General features: G+C 63.0%; 19 protein-coding genes. 1 reads left to right on the top strand and 18 read right to left on the bottom strand.

Translation table 11 applies throughout. The annotated features are described in order from the left end of the window. Nucleotides 1-30: 30 nt before the first annotated feature. Nucleotides 31-1,206, top strand: a complete 1,176-nt coding sequence (locus C5F53_RS14230; RefSeq protein ID WP_105262051.1) for an ABC transporter substrate-binding protein — start codon at nucleotides 31-33, stop codon at nucleotides 1,204-1,206. Between the two features lie 51 nt (nucleotides 1,207-1,257). On the opposite strand, the gene fliD is transcribed toward C5F53_RS14230, so the two are convergent. From fliD to argB, 18 genes are all read right to left on the bottom strand, one after another. Then, nucleotides 1,258-1,956, bottom strand: coding sequence for a flagellar filament capping protein FliD (fliD, locus tag C5F53_RS14225; protein ID WP_105262050.1), 699 nt, complete (start codon nucleotides 1,954-1,956; stop codon nucleotides 1,258-1,260). A 154-nt stretch (nucleotides 1,957-2,110) separates the two neighbouring features. Further along, nucleotides 2,111-2,611 carry a thioesterase family protein gene (locus tag C5F53_RS14220; RefSeq protein WP_105262049.1) on the bottom strand — a complete coding sequence of 167 codons (501 nt, stop codon included), beginning with the start codon at nucleotides 2,609-2,611 and terminating at the stop codon, nucleotides 2,111-2,113. 9 nt (nucleotides 2,612-2,620) lie between these two features. Further along, nucleotides 2,621-3,811 carry an acyl-CoA dehydrogenase family protein gene (locus tag C5F53_RS14215; RefSeq protein WP_105262048.1) on the bottom strand — a complete coding sequence of 397 codons (1,191 nt, stop codon included), beginning with the start codon at nucleotides 3,809-3,811 and terminating at the stop codon, nucleotides 2,621-2,623. Beyond that, entirely contained in the window at nucleotides 3,808-4,692 is an 885-nt protein-coding gene (locus C5F53_RS14210; RefSeq protein ID WP_105262047.1) for an SDR family oxidoreductase, read from the bottom strand. The genes C5F53_RS14215 and C5F53_RS14210 overlap by 4 nt, the downstream gene beginning before the upstream one ends. Beyond that, entirely contained in the window at nucleotides 4,692-5,375 is a 684-nt protein-coding gene (locus C5F53_RS14205) for a TetR/AcrR family transcriptional regulator (protein ID WP_105262046.1), read from the bottom strand. The genes C5F53_RS14210 and C5F53_RS14205 overlap by 1 nt, the downstream gene beginning before the upstream one ends. A 73-nt stretch (nucleotides 5,376-5,448) precedes the next feature. Continuing rightward, on the bottom strand, nucleotides 5,449-6,603 hold the full coding sequence (locus tag C5F53_RS14200) for an MBL fold metallo-hydrolase (RefSeq protein WP_105262045.1): 1,155 nt from the start codon (nucleotides 6,601-6,603) through the stop codon (nucleotides 5,449-5,451). Between the two features lie 21 nt (nucleotides 6,604-6,624). Next, a complete protein-coding gene (locus tag C5F53_RS14195) occupies nucleotides 6,625-7,389 on the bottom strand; it encodes an enoyl-CoA hydratase (RefSeq protein WP_105262044.1) in 765 nt (254 codons plus the stop codon). A 37-nt stretch (nucleotides 7,390-7,426) separates the two neighbouring features. Beyond that, complete coding sequence (locus C5F53_RS14190; RefSeq protein WP_105262043.1) at nucleotides 7,427-8,233, bottom strand: acyl-CoA thioesterase II; 807 nt, start codon at nucleotides 8,231-8,233, stop codon at nucleotides 7,427-7,429. A gap of 78 nt (nucleotides 8,234-8,311) precedes the next feature. Then, a complete protein-coding gene (locus C5F53_RS14185; protein ID WP_105262042.1) occupies nucleotides 8,312-9,505 on the bottom strand; it encodes an acetyl-CoA C-acyltransferase in 1,194 nt (397 codons plus the stop codon). A 35-nt stretch (nucleotides 9,506-9,540) separates the two neighbouring features. Further along, nucleotides 9,541-10,065 (bottom strand): DUF4442 domain-containing protein, encoded by a 525-nt coding sequence (locus tag C5F53_RS14180; protein WP_105262041.1) that lies wholly within the window; start codon nucleotides 10,063-10,065, stop codon nucleotides 9,541-9,543. A gap of 1 nt (nucleotide 10,066) precedes the next feature. Further along, complete coding sequence (locus tag C5F53_RS14175) at nucleotides 10,067-12,466, bottom strand: 3-hydroxyacyl-CoA dehydrogenase/enoyl-CoA hydratase family protein (RefSeq protein ID WP_105262040.1); 2,400 nt, start codon at nucleotides 12,464-12,466, stop codon at nucleotides 10,067-10,069. 18 nt (nucleotides 12,467-12,484) lie between these two features. Further along, complete coding sequence (locus tag C5F53_RS14170; RefSeq protein ID WP_105262039.1) at nucleotides 12,485-12,919, bottom strand: DUF2147 domain-containing protein; 435 nt, start codon at nucleotides 12,917-12,919, stop codon at nucleotides 12,485-12,487. A 47-nt stretch (nucleotides 12,920-12,966) separates the two neighbouring features. Next, nucleotides 12,967-14,763, bottom strand: a complete 1,797-nt coding sequence (locus tag C5F53_RS14165) for an acyl-CoA dehydrogenase C-terminal domain-containing protein (RefSeq protein ID WP_105262038.1) — start codon at nucleotides 14,761-14,763, stop codon at nucleotides 12,967-12,969. Nucleotides 14,764-14,800: 37 nt separating this feature from the next. Further along, the gene (locus C5F53_RS14160) at nucleotides 14,801-15,475 is read right to left on the bottom strand and encodes a TetR/AcrR family transcriptional regulator (RefSeq protein WP_105262037.1); all 675 of its coding nucleotides are present in this window, start codon (nucleotides 15,473-15,475) and stop codon (nucleotides 14,801-14,803) included. A 108-nt stretch (nucleotides 15,476-15,583) separates the two neighbouring features. Further along, complete coding sequence (gene slmA / locus C5F53_RS14155) at nucleotides 15,584-16,240, bottom strand: nucleoid occlusion factor SlmA (RefSeq protein WP_105262261.1); 657 nt, start codon at nucleotides 16,238-16,240, stop codon at nucleotides 15,584-15,586. 50 nt (nucleotides 16,241-16,290) lie between these two features. After that, nucleotides 16,291-17,721: a sensor histidine kinase gene (locus tag C5F53_RS14150; RefSeq protein WP_105262260.1), complete on the bottom strand. Its 1,431-nt coding sequence runs from the start codon at nucleotides 17,719-17,721 to the stop codon at nucleotides 16,291-16,293. A gap of 19 nt (nucleotides 17,722-17,740) precedes the next feature. Next, nucleotides 17,741-18,427, bottom strand: a complete 687-nt coding sequence (locus C5F53_RS14145; RefSeq protein ID WP_105262036.1) for a response regulator transcription factor — start codon at nucleotides 18,425-18,427, stop codon at nucleotides 17,741-17,743. A gap of 61 nt (nucleotides 18,428-18,488) precedes the next feature. Further along, complete coding sequence (argB, locus tag C5F53_RS14140; RefSeq protein WP_105262035.1) at nucleotides 18,489-19,388, bottom strand: acetylglutamate kinase; 900 nt, start codon at nucleotides 19,386-19,388, stop codon at nucleotides 18,489-18,491. Nucleotides 19,389-19,420 lie beyond the last annotated feature (32 nt).

The raw sequence follows: 19,420 nt of genomic DNA, 5'->3' as shown, positions 1-19,420 counted from the left end.
TGTGTAACTAATTAATCCAGGAGACAAACCATGAAACTGAGAACCGCCCTATCCCTCGCCACCCTGGCCCTCGCGGCCACCGGAGCCAACGCCCAACAAGGCGTCAGCAAGGACGAAATCCTGCTCGGCTCCATCCAGGACTTGTCCGGCCCCATCGCCGGTTTTGGCAAGCAGGCCCGCTTAGGCATGCTGCTGGCCGTGGACGAGATCAATGAACAAGGCGGCATCAATGGGCGCAAGGTCAAGATCCTCGTCGAGGACTCGGCCTACGACCCCAAGAAAGCGGTGCTGGCAGCCCAGAAACTAGTCAACCAAGACAAGATTTTCATGATGGTGGGCCACATTGGCACGGCGCAAAACATGGCCGCCATGCCGGTGCAGTTTGAGAAAAACGTGGCCAACTTCTTCCCCATCACGGCCGCACGCGAGATGTACGAGCCCTTCCACAAGCTCAAGTACTCGTATGCCGCCCCCTACTACGACCAGATGCGCCTGGCGGTCCCCAAGTTGGTGAAAGAAAAAAGCGCCAAAAAAGTCTGCACCCTGTACCAGGACGACGACTTTGGCCTGGAAGTGCTCAAGGGCGGTGAGGATGGCCTCAAGACCATCGGCATGGAGTTTGCCGAGAAAACCTCGTACAAACGGGGCGCCACCGACTTCTCGTCCCAGGTCTCCAAGATGCAGGCCAGCGGCTGTGACTTCATCGTGCTGGGCACCATCATCCGCGAGACCATTGGCGCCGTGGCCACGGCCCGCAAGCTGGGCTACAACCCCACCTTTATCGGGACCAGTGCGGCCTACACCGACCTGATCCACAAGCTGGGTGGCCCTGCCATGAACGGTGTGTACGCCACCATGACCGTGCAAAACCCCTACACCGATGAGCAGTCCCCGGCCATCCGTTTCTGGGCCAACAAGTACAAGACCAAGTTCAACGAAGACCCCACCGTCTTCTCGGTCTACGGCTACAGCATCGTCAACATTTTTGCCAGTGTGGCCAACAAGGCGGGCAAGAACCTGAGCACCGACGGCTTCATCAAGGTGATGGACACCCTGACCATCCAGCCCGACATGTTTGGCTCACCGTTGCAGACCTTCACGGCCACCAAACGTCTGGGCAGCGCGGCATCCCGCCTGTCCCAGATCACCGATGGCAAATGGAAAGTGATGTCGGAGTACGTGGGCGATATGCCTGCCAAGAAATAAGGGGCCCGCTCCTTGCAGGACAAAGCCACCGCAAGGTGGCTTTTTTTCGTCTCAGGCGCTCCAGGTGCTGCCGTTGCGGGCCTGCGCAAAACTCGCGTACTGCTGGGCCGCCTTGAGCAGGGCGTTTTGTTGCATCTGCAAAACGGTGGCTTTGCTCGACAAGGTGTTGACCGATTGGCCAATACCCCCGCCGCTCCCCAGCTCTTTGGTGGCCACCTTGTCCACCAGACCGCCCAGCTTGGACAAGGTATCCAACACAGCCGTTGGCGATGCCTTGAACGCAGCCTCCAGCTTGCTGTTGTCCAGCTTCAGACTGCCGTCGCTGGCCTTGGTAAATCCCATCTGGCGCAGCGCGTCCACCCGGGAAAAGTCGGCGGTCATGGCACGCGTCATGCCGCGGCTGATGCGCTCGACGCCACTGCTGGCCGCAGCGGCCGACTGGGTGGACGCCACCATGGTGTTGAAGGTGCTGACGAAGCTGGCCAGAGCCTTTTTCACATCGTCGCTGCTGGCCGTGTCTTTGAGGGTGCCCAGGGCCTTGGCAGCGGTTTGGCTGGCAGCCACCGAGGCCTTGAATTTACCCAGCGTGGAGAGGCTGGCGGTGGCTGTGTCCAGCATGCTCTGCAGCTTGGTGCTGGACTTTTGCAAACCGGCCGTGATGGGGTCGGCCTTCTCCGCAGCCTGTGCGGCGGTTTGGCTGTTGGTGGTGGCGGTGCTGGTGAGCGCGCTGCTCAGTGGGCTGATGGTCATGCGGGGTCCCTGTGCAAGCCGGAATCTTGTCCACTCTTGCGCCCCCTAAACGGCCGATGTGGCAGGGGAAGGCCGTTTATTTCATCAAAATTGAATGAAATCAGCCCCTAGCCCCGGTGGAATATGCGCAAACAGCTCCTGATTTAATAGCAAATCAGGAGACGATATAGGCAGCCGATGCCGTGGACAGCAACTTGCCGTCGGCGCCCAGAAACTCCATGCGGGTGGACGCCACGCGCGAGCCCAGGCGCATGACTTCGGCGTGCAGGTCAAAGTGCTCGCCAATGCCGGGGCGCAGGTAGTCCACACGCAGGTCGATGGTGCCCAGCTTGGCAAAACGATGCAGGCGTTGCTCGGGCGCCTCGTCCATATGGCGCGCGCCAATGGCCGCCATCACCGCCAGGCCGCCCATGGCGTCCAGCCCCGCGCTGATAACGCCACCGTGGATGCGGTTGTAGCTGTAGTGCCCGACCAGCTCGTGGCGCATGGCGATGCGTGCCGTCACCTTGGCCGGAGTGATGCCGGTGATCTTGAGACCCAGCACCTGGTTGAAGACAATGCTTTCTTCAAAAATACGGGTCAAGCCGGCGATGAACTCGGGCTCGAACTGCAACGCCGCATCGGGCGCCACATCAACAGAGGGGGGTTTAGGCATGGGGCATTCTCACAGGCCGAGCTGACGGCTGGCCAACTCTTTCATGATCTCTTCGGCCCCGCCGCCAATCATCATCACCTTCACTTCGCGGTAGATGCGCTCGCAGGCCGTGCCGCGCATAAAGCCCATGCCACCCAGAATCTGCACGCCTTGGTCGGCGCAGAACTGCATGGTCTGTGTAGCGTGGTTCTTCAGCAGGCAGACCTGCGCCACCCACTCGGCACCCTTGGCCGATTTGTCGCCGCGGTCACCCGCATCTGCACGGGCCGACACGGCGTTGAGCCAGGCGCGGGTCGACTCAATGCGCATCTTCATGTCCATCAGTTTGTGGCGAATCACCTGGTGGTCGATGAGCGCGGTTCCAAAGGTCTTGCGCTGCTGCGCCCAACCCAGCGCCTCGTCGTAACAACACTCGGCAAACCCCAGCGCCATGGCGGCCATGGAGAGGCGCTCACCGTTGAAGTTGGTCAGGATGATCTTGAAGCCCGCCCCCTCCTCGCCCACCAGATTGGCAGCCGGCACGCGCACACCGTCAAAGCGCAGGTGCGCCGTGTCCGAGCAGAGCCAGCCCATTTTTTTGAGCGGGCTGCGCGACAGGCCCACCGCATCGCCCGGCACCATGAGCATGGAGATGCCCATGGGCCCCTTGTTCTGCAGGTCGGTGCGCACCGCCACCGTGATCCAGTCAGCACGCATGCCGGAGGTGATGAAGACTTTTTCGCCGTCCACCACGTAGGTGTCACCCTCCAGGCGCGCCGTGGTTTTGAGGGCCGATACATCGGTGCCACCGCCGGGCTCGGTAATGGCCAGGGCGGCAATTTTTTTACCGGCCAACACATCGGGAACCACGCGCTGCTGCAGCGCGGGCGACCCATGGCGCAGCACCGGCGGCAGGCCAATGTTGTGGCTGAACAGGCTGGCCATAAGGCCGCCACTGCCACCCGTGCGGGCCAGCGCAACCGTCATGGCATTGCGCAGCGCCCAGGGTGCGGGCGTGCCGCCCAGCGCCTCGGGATAGCCCAGGCCCAGCCAGCCCAAGTCTGCCGCGCGTTGGTACAGCGCGCGCGGAAATTCGCCTGCCTCCTCCCAGTCGTTCAGGTGTGGCGCCACCTCGGTGCGGATGAAGCGGCGCGCGGCGTCTTCCACCGCCGCAATGTCTTCAGGCCCCACATTCAGGGCCGTGTCCAGCACCGCGCTCATGGGGCAAACACCTTGGGCAGCTTGGCGCGGTGAAAGCCGTTGAAGGGTTTGATGCCATCGCGCGCCTGGGCTTTTTCGTCAGCCACACGCATGGGGTAGCCCAAACGGGCCTGCGGGCGCGCACCGTCGATACGCAGCGTGCTGCCGCTGATGAAGGACGCGGCAGGGCTGAGCAAAAACACAATGCCGGCCGCCGTTTCGGCCTCGGTGCCAAAGCGGCCCACGGGCACGGTCTTGGCCATCTCACGCACCATGGGCGCCATCTCGGCCGGGTAGTGGTCCATGCCGCTGGAGGCGATGTAGCCCGGGGCCACCGCGTTCACACGCACACCGCGGTTAGCCCACTCCACGGCCGCGGTTTCGGTAAAACTCACCATGCCGGCCCGCGCCGCACCGCTGTGGCCCATGCCGGGCATGGAGCCCCACATGTCGGCCACGATGTTGACGATGGCGCCGCCGTGTTTGGCCATGGTCTGGGTGTAACACTCGCGCGACATCAAAAAGCCGCCGGTCAGGTTGGAGTGAACAACCGCCTCCCAACCTTTGGCAGTGATGGCCTCCAGCGGCGTCATGTACTGGCCGCCCGCGTTGTTCACCAGCCCATCAATGCGGCCATGCTGGGCCAGGATGTCGGCCACGGTTTGTTTCACCGTTTCTTCTTGGCGGATGTCGCAGCTGTGGATGCTGGCGCTGCCACCGTCTTCCGCAATCTCGGCCTGCACGGCCTGCAACTTCTCCAGCTTGCGGCCCACCAGCGCGAGCGTTGCACCCAGTGCCGACAACTCATGCGCCACACAGCGCCCGATGCCGGAACCCCCACCGGTCACCACCACCACCTTGCCCGCAAACAAGCCGGGCGCAAAAACCGAAGCGTAAGACATCAGGACTCCTTCAAAAACAGGGACACGGCGGCATTGCCAAGCTCTTCGATGGATGCGCCCTTGCGCGCATCGAACCATTGCACCGACCAGTTCAGCGCACCCAGCATCAGCAGGCGCGCCAGGCCCACCGGGGCCTTGAGCTCACCGCTGGCGTGCAGCGCGGTCAGCACCGGCATCCACAGGGCTTCGTAGTCGGCAATCAGCTTGGCCAACACCTTGCGTTGGCGCACATTGAGCGAGCGCCATTCGTACAGCATCACGGGCACAAAGTCGTTGCCCGGGCCCAGCAGCACCGCAAAGTGCGCGTGCACCAGTGCGCGCAGCTGCTGTGCCGGTGGCAGCGCCGCATAGCCCGGCACGCCAAATGCGGCCTGCTGGTTGGCCAGCGCGGTGTGCATGCCCTGCTCCATGACGGCGAACAGCAGCGCGTCTTTGCTTTTGAAGTGGTAGAACGGCGAGCCACTTTGCATGCCGGCGGCGGCTGCAATGTCACGCGTGGTGGTGGCGGCAAAGCCCTTGCGGCGGAACAGCTGGGCGGCGGCGCTCAGCAGCTCGTGGCGGCGGTTGCCGTCGTCGCGTTCGTCCACGGTTTTGCGCGGGCGGCCGCGGGGGCGTTTGGGGGCGTCGGCGGACGGGCTGGTATCGGGTTCGGGCAGGAGGGTCAGGCTGTCGGGGAGCGTCATGCCCACACCTTACCAAAGCCTTTTATTTTTAGCAAGCAATTGCTTGGTAAAAATAAAGAGGTGTCACTAACGGCTATTGGGGGCGGGCCTGCAGGGTACGGGTCGCGCCGATGGGCATGACAAAAAACTGCGCATCGGGCAGTTGCCGGGCCCGCTTGGCATCGGTCAGGTCTTGCGGCGGTTGGTCCAGCGGTTCATCGGTCAGCGGGAAGGTGCCCCAGTGCATGCCCACGCTGTGTTTGGCGCCCAGGTCCAGGTGGGCCTGCACGGCCTCCTCGGGGTTCATGTGCTGCTCACGCATGAACCAGCGCGGCGCGTAGGCCCCGATGGGCAACAACGCAATGTCAAAGCCGCCACCCAGGGCCTCGGTCTGGCGTGTGGCCAGGCGCAGGCGGGTGTCCAGAAAGTCTTTGCTGTAGCCCGCATCGCCGCCAAAGTACCAGTGCAGATCACGCGCAAGCACGGCCCAGCCGCCCCACAAGGTGGTGCTACGGTCTGCCACCCCGCGGGCCGACCAGTGCTGCACCGGCGTGAGCACAAAGTCCACGCCGCGCACCGTGTGTTGCTGCCACCAGTCCAGCTCCACCACATTGTCGATACCAATGGCCGTGAACCAGGGCTTTTGCCCCAGTGGCACCAGAAACAAGGTGCTGTGACCAGCTGCCAGGGCCTGCTGGTGCAAGGCGAACACGCTGGCACGGTCCAGGTGGTCGTAATGGTTGTGGGAAATCAGCACCACGTCGATGGGTGGCAACGCGTCCAGCGCCACACCAGGCGCCACCACCCGTTTGGGACCAAACAGCTGCACCGGCGAGGCGCGTTCGCTGAAGATGGGGTCGGTCAGCACATTCAGGCCCCCGGCCTGCACCAGCAGGCTGGCGTGCCCCACCCAGGTGATGGCCGGTGGCGACGCGGACTGGCCCGCCGTGCTGTCGGGCGCCGTGCGCTGGTAGCCCTGGATGTGCGGCAGATCGGGGGCGACCTGCGGCGTGGGAGTCTGGGCAGGTTTGGGCAGCCCTTCGCGCCAAGACTCCCACTGCCAGCGCAGCAACTCGGTGAGCGGTTTGTTGACCGCGCCCACGTAATTGTTGCGAAAGCCGTCTGGCGCGTGGTGCGGCTTGCTGGGGTCGTAGTAGGGGTTGGCGGCGACCAGCGTGGCCGTGCATAGCGCTACAAAAATAATAGCTGCTTGCACAATACCTACGGGGGCTAGAGGCCTTTTTGACATAAATTCCGCGCTTCAGGCCACTCAGACCTTGCTGAAGTCTGGCTTGCGTTTCTCCATGAAGGCGGTAAACGCTTCCTTGGCAGCGGGTTGGCCCAGCATGGTGCCAAAACTCACCGCTTCTTCGTCAATACGCGCCAGCACCTGCTCCATCTGCCCCTTCTTGAGCAGGCGTTTGGTTTCGATCAGCGAGGCCAGTGGCTTGGCGGCCAGCTTGTGCGCTTGCAGCTGGGCAATGCCATTGGCTTCCAGCGGTGGCACCACGCGGTTGGCCAGGCCCACTTCGAGCGCGGCCTCGGCCATGAAGGGTTCGCCCAGCAGCAGCGCCTCGGCCGCGCGGTGGTAACCCAGCATCTGCGGCACCAGCAGGCTGGACGCCGCCTCAGGGCACAGGCCCAGGTTCACAAACGGCATGGAAAACGCGGCGTTGTCGCCCGCATAGACCAGGTCGCAGTGGAACAACATGGTGGTGCCAATGCCCACGGCCGGGCCACACACGGCCGCCACGATGGGCTTGGGGAAGGACGCAATGGCGCGCAAAAAGCGGAACACCGGCGCGTCCTGCGTATTGGGCGCGTTGCTCAAAAAGTCGCCAATGTCATTGCCCGCGCTGAACACGGTGGCATCGCCCTGGAACACCACCACGCGCACGGTCGCATCGGCCGCGGCGGCTTCCAGCGCATCGGCGCAGGTGGCGTACATGGCCTGGGTGAAGGAGTTTTTCTTTTCCACCCGGTTCAGGGTGATGGTGGTCACGCCGGCGTCGGCGTGGATCAGGATGTCTGGCATGGTCTGTCTCTCAAGAAAAAGGAGTGCTCCGATTGGATCACTGTTTGTAATAGACGATCTGGTGGGTGGTCACCAGCAGCACACCGGCTTCGTTCCAGAGCTGGCTGCTCTGGTCAAAGAAGCCGTTGCGAAAGGCCTGTGCCTGCGCCTGGCCCAGCAGGTAGCCGGTGCCGGTAGCCGCCAGTTGCGCAGCGCTGGCGTGGAAGTACACCGTGAGCGACACGGTGCCCACCGGCACATGGGTGGCGCGGCGGATGAACACACGCGGAAAAAAGATGTCCGAGATGGAGGCCAGCGAAGCGAAGTCCAGCGGGCGCGGCGGGTTGTCGCGCACCCAGACCTGCGAGAGGCTGCTGTGGCCCGAACCATCCCACACGGAGGGAATATTGCCCGTGATGGCGCGTTGCTCGTAACGCTGCACAAAGGCCATGGGCGCAGTGGCGCTGGGCAGGGGCACGTCTTGGGGTGGCGGGCACAGGGGCATGGGTTCTTCGTCCACGCCCCAGGTCTCGCGGCGCACGGCGGTCACGGCCGTGGCGGTGACCACGGTTTGCCCATCCTGCAGCATTTCGATGGCCCAGTGCTGGGTGGAGCGGTTGGTGCGCGCGGGCCGGGCCTGCAGCGTGAAGGCGCCATCGGCCACGGCGGCACAGAAGTTAACCGTGAGCGAGACCGGTTCGCCCAGGCGGTCCGGGTGCTGCAATACGGCGTTAAGCACCTGCGCCGTGGTGATACCGCCGAAAGGCCCCACCATATTGGCGTAGGCCGCGCTGGTCTGGCCCAGCCAGCTGCCATCGGGCTGCGGCTGCAGGGCAATGGCTTCATCAAAAACGTGTGTACTCATTCAACTCATCTCCAGGTGCCGCGGAGCATACCGCCCCATGCAAAAGGCCACCCGAAGGTGGCCTTGGTCTGGCGCTATTTACACGCGCTCAAAAATGCCGGCAGCCCCTTGCCCGGTACCTACGCACATGGTCACCATGCCGTACTTCAGGTTGTTGCGGCGCAGCGCGTGGATGACGGTCGCCGCACGGATGGCACCGGTGGCGCCCAGTGGGTGGCCCAGCGCAATGGCGCCGCCCATGGGGTTGACCTTGGAGGGGTCCAGGCCCAGGGTGTTGATGACTGCCAGCGACTGGGCGGCAAAGGCTTCATTCAGCTCAAACCAGTCGATATCTGAGTGCTGCAGACCGGCATAACGCAGGGCAGCGGGAATCGCCTCGATGGGGCCGATGCCCATGATTTCGGGAGGCACGCCGCGTGCGGCAAAGCTCACAAAGCGAGCCAGGGGTGTCAGGCCAAACTGCTTGACCGCCTTTTCGCTCGCCAGAATCAGCGCACCGGCGCCATCGCTGGTTTGCGAGCTGTTGCCGGCGGTGACACTGCCACGGGCCGCGAACACGGGCTTGAGCTTGGCCAGGCCTTCGAGCGAGGTGTCGGGGCGGGGGCCTTCGTCCAGGCTCACGGTGCGGGTGCGGGTCGACACTTCACCGGTCACCAGGTTCGGCGTGCGTTCGATCACGTCGATGGGCGTGATTTCGTTGGCAAACTCACCGGCCTGCTGGGCCTTGATGGCACGCAGGTGGGATTCCAGCGCAAAGGCGTCCTGCATCTCGCGGCTCACCTTCCACTGCTGGGCCACCTTCTCGGCGGTCAGGCCCATGCCGTAGGCAATGCCGACGTTTTCGTCACGCGCAAACACTTCGGGGTTGAAGGAGGGCTTGCCACCGCCCATGGGCACCATGCTCATGGACTCGGCACCGCCGGCGATCAACACATCGGCCTCGCCCACACGGATGCGGTCGGCGGCCATCTGGATGGCGGAGATGCCTGAGGCGCAGAAGCGGTTGACGGTGATGCCGCCCACCGGGTGGTCAAAGGCCAGGCCCACGGCCACGCGGGCCATGTTCATGCCCTGCTCGCCTTCGGGGAAGGAGCAGCCAATGATGGCGTCTTCAATCGCCTTGGGGTCCAGCGTGGGAACCTGCAGCATGGCGCTGCGCAAGGCGGCCACCAGCAGCTCGTCAGGACGGGTGTTGCGGAAAAAACCGCGGCCGGAGCGCCCGATGGGGGTGCGCGTGGCGGCAACAATGTAAGCGTCTTGGACTTGTTTCATAAAAACTCCTAATCAATTGGGGACAGCGCTTGCGACTACGCCGTGGCGGTCTGTCCCGCCATGTTTTTCGGCTTGGGGGTGGGGGTCCACGCCCAGATAAATTCACACTGGATGGGCTGTTCGCCCGACTCGTCACTGACCAACACCGGCACGCTGACCTCACCCTTGTCGCTTTGCTGCATCAACAGGCGTTGCGCGTCGGACAGCGTGGCCACGGCGCGCAGGGCGCCCTGGGCACGGCGTTTGAAGTCAATGTGCATGGTCTTGGCCAACGGCAAGCAGTCGTCGCGCACATTCATGCCCACCACCATGCCGGTGGCCGTTTCGGCCAGCAGCGCCATGGCCGCGGCGTGCACGCCTTGGATGTGGTTTTGCACGCGGCGCACATTGGCCACGGCAATCTCCACCCGCTCGGGCGCCATGTGCGCAAAGTCCAGACCGGCCGTGCCCGTGAAAGGCACGGCGCGGCCCATGACCTTGTTGCGCAGCCAGGGGCGCAGTGCGGCAGGCACGCGGTCCAGCTTGGCGACCGAACGGGCAAGGCGGTTGGGCTGGGCCATCTCAGTTACGCACCGGTTTGCCGGTGGACATCATGCCCATGATGCGCTCTTGCGTCTTGGGGTGGGTCAGCAGACCGCAAAAGGCCTTGCGTTCCATGGCCATCAGGTATTCCTCGGTCACCAGAGTGCCCGCATCCACCTGGCCACCGCAGACCACCTCGGCGATCAGCAGGCCGATGTGGAAATCGTGCGCGCTGATGAAACCACCGTCGCGCATGTTGACCAGTTGCGCCCGGATGGTGGCAATACCACTGCGGCCGGCCACCGGGAAGCTGCGCTTGTGTGGCGCACGGTAGCCAGAGGCGTACATGGCCTTGGCCTCGTTGATCGCCACAAACAACAGCTCGTCCTTGTGCGGCACCACGATGTCACTGTCCAGCAGGTAACCCAGCTTGCGGCTTTCCAGTGCGCTGGTGCCGACCTTGGCCATGGCCGCGGCGGTGAAACCTTCGGTCAGGAAGGGCAACACGTCTTTGGACGTGGACAGGGCCATGTTTTCGGCCGCACGGCGGGCGATGTAGGTCAGGCCGCCGGCGCCAGGCACCAGTCCCACACCCACTTCGACCAGACCGATGTAACTTTCCATCGCGGCCACGCGTTTGCTGGAATACACGGCCAGCTCGCAACCACCGCCCAGCGCCAGGCCACGGATGGCGGAGACCACGGGCACGTTGGAGTAACGCAGCTTGAGCATGGCGTTTTGCAGCTCGGCCTCGGCGCCTTCAATCGCTTTGGCACCGCCCATGATGAAGGCGGGCATCATGCCTTGCAGGTCGGCACCGGCGGAGAACATCTCGTCGGGCGACCAGACCACCAAGCCTTGGTATTCCTTCTCGGCCAACTCTTGCGCTTGCAGCAAGCCTTCGATGACACCACCACCGATGGCGTGCATCTTGGTCTTGATGCTGGCGATCAGCACTTCTTCATCCAGCGTCCACAGGCGGATGGACTCGTCTTCGAACACGGTCTTGCCGGCAGTTTCGGCCTTGGGCGCGTTGGCACCCAACACGCTCTCGGGGAAGTGTTGGCGCTCGTACACGGGCAGCTGGCGCACCGGCGCAAAGGTGCCGGTGGTGGGGTTCCACGAACCGGCAGACGTGTGCACACCACCGGCGTCGGCCACGGGGCCTTTGAACACCCAGTCGGGCAGCGGTGCCTTGCACAGGGCTTTGCCAGCATCGATGTCTTCCTGGATCATCTTGGCCACTTCGAGCCAACCGGCTTCTTGCCAGAGCTCGAAGGGGCCTTGCTTCATGCCGAAGCCCCAGCGCATGCAGAAATCCACATCGCGGGCGTTGTCAGCAATGGCGGCCAGGTGGATGGCAGCGTAGTGGAAGCTGTTGCGCAGAATGGCCCAGAGGAACTGGCCTTGTTTGCCTTCGGCATTGCGCAGCAGTTTCAGGCGCTCGGCGGCAGGCTTCTTGAGCATACGGCCATACACCTCGTCGGCCTTCTCACCGCCGGCCACGTATTCCTTGCTCTCGCCATCAAAGCGCAGCACGTCGCGGCCGACCTTCTTGAAGAAACCGGCCTTGGTCTTCTGGCCCAGATTACCCATCTCCAGCAGGGTCTTGAGCACCGTGGGGGTGGCAAAACTTTCGTAAAAGGGATCAGTCTCGATGCTGAGCGTGTCCTGCAGCGTCTTGATCACGTGGGCCATGGTGTCCAAGCCCACTACGTCCGCGGTGCGGAAGGTGCCGCTGGACGCACGGCCCAGCTTCTTGCCGGTCAGGTCGTCCACCACGTCGTAGGTCAGACCAAAGTTTTCCACTTCTTTCATGGTGGCCAACATTCCGGCAATGCCGACGCGGTTGGCGATGAAGTTGGGGGAGTCTTTGGCACGCACCACGCCCTTGCCCAGGTTGCTGGTGACAAAACCTTCCAGCGCGTCCAGGTAGGAGGCTTGGGTGGTGGGGGTGTTGATCAGCTCCACCAGCGCCATGTAGCGGGGTGGGTTGAAGAAGTGGATGCCGCAGAAGCGCGGCTTGACTTCCTCGGGCAGGGCTTCACTCAGCTTGGCGATCGACAGGCCCGAGGTGTTGGATGCCACGATGGTGTTGGCGCCAATGAAGGGGGCTATCTTTTTGTAGAGGTCCAGCTTCCAGTCCATGCGCTCGGCGATAGCCTCGATGATGAGGTCGCAGTCACGCAGTTGCTCCAGATGCTCTTCGTAGTTGGCCTGGCCAATCAGCGCTGCGTCATCCACCACACCCAGGGGGGCCGGCTTGAGCTTCTTGAGGTTGTCGATGGCTTTGGTGACGATGCCGTTTTTGGGGCCTTCTTTGGCAGGCAGGTCGAACAGCACCACCGGCACCTTGACGTTGACGAGGTGGGCCGCAATTTGCGCACCCATCACGCCTGCGCCGAGCACGGCGACTTTTTTCACTTGGAAGCGGGACATAAAAATTCCTGAAAGAGGTTACTGGACGCGAATCCAGGTTTGGGTGCGGTAGAAGAAACCGATGTAGCCGCGCATCTCGATCTTCTTGCCCCCTTCGATGGGGGTCATGGTCATCTTGTAAACCTTGCCACTGGAGGGTTCGACAATCGTGCCGCCCTCCCAGATGTCCTTGCCCTCGGTTTTCTTCAAACCGCGGATAAGTTCAAGACCGATGATGGGCTGGTCTTTGCGGTCGTCCTTGCACTCGTCGCACTTGTCATCGGGCTTGGCCTTGGGGTTCAGGTCGCGTTCGATCTTGCCCGAGACCACGCCACCGTTGTCCACAATGCGGATCTCGGACTTGGCCGAACCGTCCTTGTCATCAATCGTTTTCCACAAACCTACGGGCGTCATTTGTGCCATGGCTGTCAATGCACTCAAACCCAGGGTTGCCACCAAAGTATTGCGAATCATCGTTGTCTCCTCTTTTTTAATAACGGGATTGCGGAATGCGGCGGGGCTCAGGCCAGCGCGGCGTCGGTGTCCATCAAAACCTTGGAGCCGGTGCGGGCAGTGCGCATCAGCGTTGCGGTCTCGGGGAACAGCTTGGAGAAATAGAAGCGTGCGGTTTGCAGCTTGGCCACGTAGAAGGGGTCGGTGTTGCCGGCCGCGATTTCACGCAGCGCGACTTGCGCCATACGGGCGAAGAAGTAACCAAACACCAGGTGGCCGGCCACGCGCAGGTAGTCCACGGCAGCAGCGCCCACTTCGTCGGGGTTCTGGAAACCCTTGAAGCCGATCTCGGTGGTGAACTTGGTCATCTGCTCACCCAGGATGGCGATGGGGGTGATGAACTCGGCCATCTTTTCATTGACGCCCTCTTCTGCCACCAGTGCGCCCACCAGCTTGCCAAATTTCTTCAGCGTGGCGCCGTTGTTGCCCAGGATCTTGCGGCCCAGCAGGTCCAGCGACTGGATGGTGTTGGTGCCTTCGTAGATCATGTTGATGCGGTTGTCGCGCACGAACTGCTCCATGCCCCATTCCTTGATGAAGCCGTGGCCGCCAAACACTTGCATGCAGGCGTTGGTGGCGATGTGGCCGTTGTCGGTCAGGAAGGCCTTGGCGATGGGCGTGAGCATAGCCAGCAGTTCGCCGGAGTCTTTGCGCACTTTTTCATCGGCGTGGCCGTGTTCTTTTTCCAGCAGCATGGCGCAGTAGGCCTGCAGCATGCGGCCACCTTCGGCATAGGCTTTGGCGGTCAGCAGCATCTTGCGCACATCGGGGTGCACGATGATGGGGTCAGCCGGTTTGTCCTTGGCCTTGGTGCCGGTCAGGCTGCGCATCTGGATGCGGTCCTTGGCGTAAGCCAGCGCGTTCTGGAAGGCCACTTCGGTCAGGCCCAGGGACTGGTTGCCCACGCCCAGACGGGCCGAGTTCATCATCACAAACATGCCTTGCATGCCCTTGTTGGGCTGGCCGATCATGGTGCCGATGGCGTCTTCCATGACGATCTGGGCGGTCGCGTTGGACTTGATGCCCATCTTGTGCTCCAGACCACCGCAGTAGATGCCGTTGCGCTCACCCAAGGAGCCGTCCTTGTTCACATGGAACTTGGGCACCACAAACAGGCTCACGCCTTTGATGCCGGGAGGCGCATCGGGCAGACGGGCCAACACCAAATGGATGATGTTGTCGGCCATGTCGTGTTCACCAGCGCTGATGAAGATCTTGTTGCCGGTGATCTTGTAGGTGCCGTCGGCCTGGGGCTCGGCCTTGGTGCGCATCAGGCCCAGGTCGGTGCCGCAATGGGGTTCGGTCAAGCACATGGTGCCGGTCCACTCGCCACTGGTCATTTTGTGCAGGTAGGTCTGCTGTTGCTCAGGCGTGCCGTAGGTGTGCAGCGCGTGGTAGGCACCGTGCGTCAAGCCGGGGTACATGGTCCAGGCCTGGTTGGCGCTGTTGAGCATTTCGTAGAACATGCCGTTGACCACCAGGGGCAGGCCCTGGCCACCGAACTCGGGGTCGCAACCCAGGGCAGCCCAACCACCATCGATGTACGTTTTGTAGGCTTCCTTGAAACCCTTGGGCGTGGTCACCGCGTGGGTCTTGGTGTCCAGCGTGCAGCCTTCGGCATCGCCCGAAATGTTCAGCGGAAAAATCACTTCGGAGGCGAACTTGCCACCCTCTTCAAGCACCGCGTTGATGGTGTCCGCGTCGATGTCGGCGTGCTGGGGAATCTGCTTGAGCTCATCCACGACTTTGAGCACTTCGTGCATCACAAACTGCATGTCGCGCAGTGGGGGGGTATACGTTGGCATGGTGCGTCTCCTTGGGGTAACTGAAAGAAATCAGGGGTTAAGCGGACTTGGCGCCGTAGCGCACGAGGATGTTGGCGAAGCCTTGGTTGGCGCGCGCAATGGAACCGGGGTTTTTCAGGAAGCGGGCTTCGTAGTGCAGGGCCAGGATCAGGCCGTGGATTTCAAACGCCATTTGTTGTTCGTCCGCATTGGCATGCAGGTGGCCACACTGCTTGGCCAGCACCACAGCGCGGTACAGCGCGCTGAGCCAGGTTTGCACCGAGGTGGCCAGCGCGTCGCGCACGGGGCCGGGCCGGTCGTCAAACTCGACCGCGCCGCTGATAAAGATGCAGCCGGACTGGATTTCCACGGCCACGCGCTTCATCCAGTTGCCGAACAATGCCTCCACGCGCGGCAGCCCGCGGTCGGCATGCAGGGCGGGGTAAAACACCTCTTGCTCGAAGCGGCCAAAGTATTCGCGGATCACCGAAATCTGGAGTTCTTCACGCGAGCCAAAGTGGGCAAAAACGCCAGACTTGCTCATTTGCGTGACTTCGGCCAGCACACCAATGCTCAGGCCTTCCAGACCAATCTGGGTGGCCAGGCCCAAGGCGGCCTCGACGATGGCGGCCTTGGTTTGCTGTCCTTTTTGCATGGCGCGCTTGGAGGGCGCGCGCTTGACCGGCGCATCTGGCGCGGGCTGGGGCAGGCTGGAAACCGAAGCAAGGGACATGGATAAAAGCACCACAAAATAGAACGATCGTGCTATTTTGCAGCATTTCCACCAACCGCCCCCATAACCCTGCTGTTCTAGAGGGTTACTCCTAAGCAATCTACGGGTTTACCCCAGTATGACCTGCAGCGCGGGCTCCAGATGTTCGGAGGGCAGGCGCTTGAAACCCGAGCGTGCAAAACGCTGCAGGCGGCCCGCGACAAAGGCGGTCAGAGTGGTGGCGCGCACCTGCGCATCTACGGTGGGGGTGGCTGAGGCCTGGGCCACAGCGCTGTCGCGCAGGCACTGCTTGAGCGCGGCTTCCACCTTGTCAAACAGCTGGTTCATGCGCTGCTGCAGGCGTTCGTTTTCCAGCACCAGGGCGTCGCCCACCATGACGCGGGCCATGCCGGGGTTCTTTTCGGCAAACTGGACCAGCATGGTGGCAATCCGCGCAGCCTGGCGCTCGCCATGGCCAGCGCCCGAAACGGGCTCCCGCTCCACGATCTGGTTGATCAGGCTGAACACGCTTTCTTCAATGAAATCGATCAGGCCCTCGAACATCTGGGCCTTGCTGGCAAAGTGGCGGTACAGCGCGGCCTCACTCACCTCCAACCGTGCGGCCAGGGCCGCGGTGGTGATGCGCTCACCACCAGGCTGCTCCAGCATGCTGGCCAGGGTTTGCAGAATTTGCACCCGCCGCTCGCCAGGCTTGGGACGCTTGCGCCCGGAGGTGGCGGGCGCGGAATCGGCCGGTTCGGCAAGCGGGGCGTTGGCGTCGGGCATGGTGGATTCTGCGTTGGGTTCGGATGATTCTCGCACAGGGTTTTGGGCGCCTAGAGTGGAAAATTCAGCCACACCCGCAGGCCACGCCCCCCCGTCCCGCTGGCCAACTGCAAGTGGCTGCGGTGCACGCGGGCAATTTCATCGGCAATGGCCAGGCCCAGGCCATTGCCCTCGATGGCGGTTCCAGGCACCCGGTAAAACCGCTCCAGCACCCGGCGCTGCTCATGCGGGGCGATGCCGGGGCCATCGTCTTCCACCTCCAGAAAAGGCGTGGGGGCGGCGTCAGCTGCGGCAGGGCGCTGGCCGCAGCGCAGGGTGACACGCCCGCCCGCGGGGGTGTATTTGAGGGCGTTGTCAGCCAGGTTAACCAGCAGCTCGCGCAGCAGCCACTCCTGCCCACTGATATGGGCGTGCGCGGCGTCCAGACCGAAGTCGATGTCTTTGCGCATGGCGGCTTCCAGCAGAGACTCCAACACGGCCTCACACAATTGCTGCAGATCCACGCGCTGCAGCGGTTGGGCCTGGGCGCTGCGGGCGTCGGCACGCGACAGGGCCAGCAACTGGTTCGCCAACTGGGAGGTGCGCCGCGTGGCATGCCGCAGACGCAGCACCTGATCCGCTCCTAAAGTAATAGCTGCTTGCGCAGTATCCACGGGCGCCAGTGGCATATTGACATGATTTTTGGTGCCCGTAACGGCCTGGGCCCAGGCCTCCACCTGGGCCTGCAGTCCCGCTAACGGGGTGCGCAGTTGGTGGGCTGCATCGGCCACAAAACGGGCTTGGCTTTCGGCCTGGGCGTTGACCATGCCGAACAGGCGGTTGAGCGAGAGCACCAGGGGCCGCACTTCGTCGGGCGAGGCATCGGGGTCCAGCGCCGAGAGGTCGCGCGGGGAGCGGCGCTCCACGGCATCGCGCAACTCCAGCAAGGGGCGCAAGGCCGTGCGCACCGCCCAGTTCACCGCAAAAAAACCCCCAATGGCCAGCACCAGGTTGGGCAGCAGCACCTTGAGGGCCAGCAGGGCCAACCATTGCTGGCGGGGGTCGGAGCCATCGGCCAGGCGCACCACCAGCTCACCGGCAACTGTTTTGACGCGCTGGCTGACGATGCGGTAGGTGATGCCCTGGTGTTCTTCGCTGGAAAACTCCGCCTCTTTGGTGGTGGGGGGCAGTCCGGTCAACCAGTCATTGCCGACCAGCACCTTGCCTTCCAGGCTGACCACCGCAAAGGCCGCCAAGTCGGGGCGGATGCTGAGGAATTCGTCCACCGGCGGAGCCACCAGCAACACCGGCGGAGTTTCGGCATTGCTGCCGCCAGCGATGACCGAGTCGGCCAACAAAGGCGCCAGGTTCAGCAGTTGGCGGTCTTGGGCCAGCGCAGCGCTGTCGGCGCTGCGAAAGTCGAACCAGGTATTCAGCATGGCCAGCAGTAACAAGGGCAGCAACAGCAAGAGCAGCAGGCGCCGCTGCAAGCCGGAAGACATGCCGCTGGTCATGGCAGGCTCAGGGGGCCAAGAGTTCCAAGCGGTAGCCAAAGCCGCGGATGGAGCGCAGCGCAATGCCATGTGGCTCCAGTTTGCCGCGCAGGCGGGAGATGTAGACCTCCACCGCGTTGGGCGTGATTTCCTTGTCCCAGCCCGTCAGGGCCTGCAGCAACTTGTCTTTGTTGGCGGGTTTGGGGGATTGCAGCAGCAAGTACTCCATCACCGTCCATTCCCGCGGGCCCAGTTCAATCGGCTGGGCGCTACCGCCGGGGGGGCGTATGCAAGCAAGCCGCTGGGCGGTATCCAGCTCCAGCGGACCAAAACTAAGCGTGGCCGAGGTAGCGGCCTGCGAGCGGCGCAACAGCGCGCGCAGCCGGGCCAGCAACTCGGGCAGCTCGAAGGGTTTGACCATGTAGTCGTCAGCCCCCATGTCCAGGCCCTGCACCCGGTCTTGCAGGGCGTCGCGTGCGGTGAGAATCAGCACGGGCATGGTGTGCCCATTTTTTCGCAACACCTGGGTGAGCGCCAGGCCATCCATCAGCGGCAGGCCGATGTCGACCACGGCCACGTCAAACGACTCCGACTGGGTCACCTCCAGCGCACGTTCGGCACTGCCCACCCAGTCCACCGCATAGCCGGCGTCCGACAGGCCCAGTTTGATGCCGCTGGCCACCATCACATCGTCTTCCACCAGCAACAGTCTCATAGTGTTTTTGGCCTCTGAAGCTTATGGAGTAAGCGCAAGCAGCTACTAATTCAATAGCAAATTAATGCGAGCGAATCATGGTACCGAAGGCCTGGTCGGTCAGGATTTCGAGCAGCAGCACGTGCGGCACGCGGCCGTCAATGATGTGCACCGAGTTCACACCGCTCTTGGCTGCATCCAGCGCGCCGGCAATCTTGGGCAACATGCCGCCGCTGATGGTGCCGTCAACAAACAGCTCGTCGATGCGCTTGGCGGTCAGGTCGGTCATCAACTGACCGGCCTTGTCGAGCACACCGCTGATGTTGGTGAGCATCATGAGTTTCTCGGCCTGCAGCACGGTGGCCAGCTTGGCGGCGACCACATCGGCATTGATGTTGTAACTCTCATTGTGTTCGCCAAAGCCGATGGGGCTGATGACGGGAATGAAAGCATCGTCCTGCAGCGCTTTGACCACGCTGGGGTCCACGCTGACGATGTCGCCCACCTGGCCCACGTCGTGCTCTTTGCTCGGGTCGTTGTTGTCCAGCATCTTGAGTTTGCGCGCGCGGATCATGGCGCCGTCGCGCCCGGTCAGGCCCACGGCCTTGCCGCCGGCCTGGTTGATCAGGCCCACGATGTCCTGCTGCACCTCGCCGCCCAGCACCCACTCCACCACGTCCATGGTGGGGCCGTCAGTGACGCGCATGCCCTGGATGAACTGGCCCTGCATACCCAAGCGCTTGAGCGCGCTCTCGATCTGCGGACCGCCACCGTGCACCACCACCGGGTTGATGCCCACCAGTTTGAGCAGCACCACGTCTTCGGCAAAGGCTTTTTGCAGGGCCGGGTCGGTCATGGCGTTGCCGCCGTACTTGATGACCATGGTCTTGCCGTGGAACTTGCGGATGTAAGGCAAGGCCTGGGCCAGGATCTGGGCTTTGTCAAAAGGGGCGATAGGGGCGGCGACGCTGGAGTCAGACATGGTCAAAGTCCGTAGTGGGTTCGGGGGATGAA

The organism is Rhodoferax sp. TS-BS-61-7 (genome assembly GCF_002943465.1).
Classification (GTDB): domain Bacteria; phylum Pseudomonadota; class Gammaproteobacteria; order Burkholderiales; family Burkholderiaceae_C; genus Allorhodoferax.
Note: the sequence above shows the minus strand (reverse complement) of the source record. Positions and strands in the feature narration are given on the sequence as shown.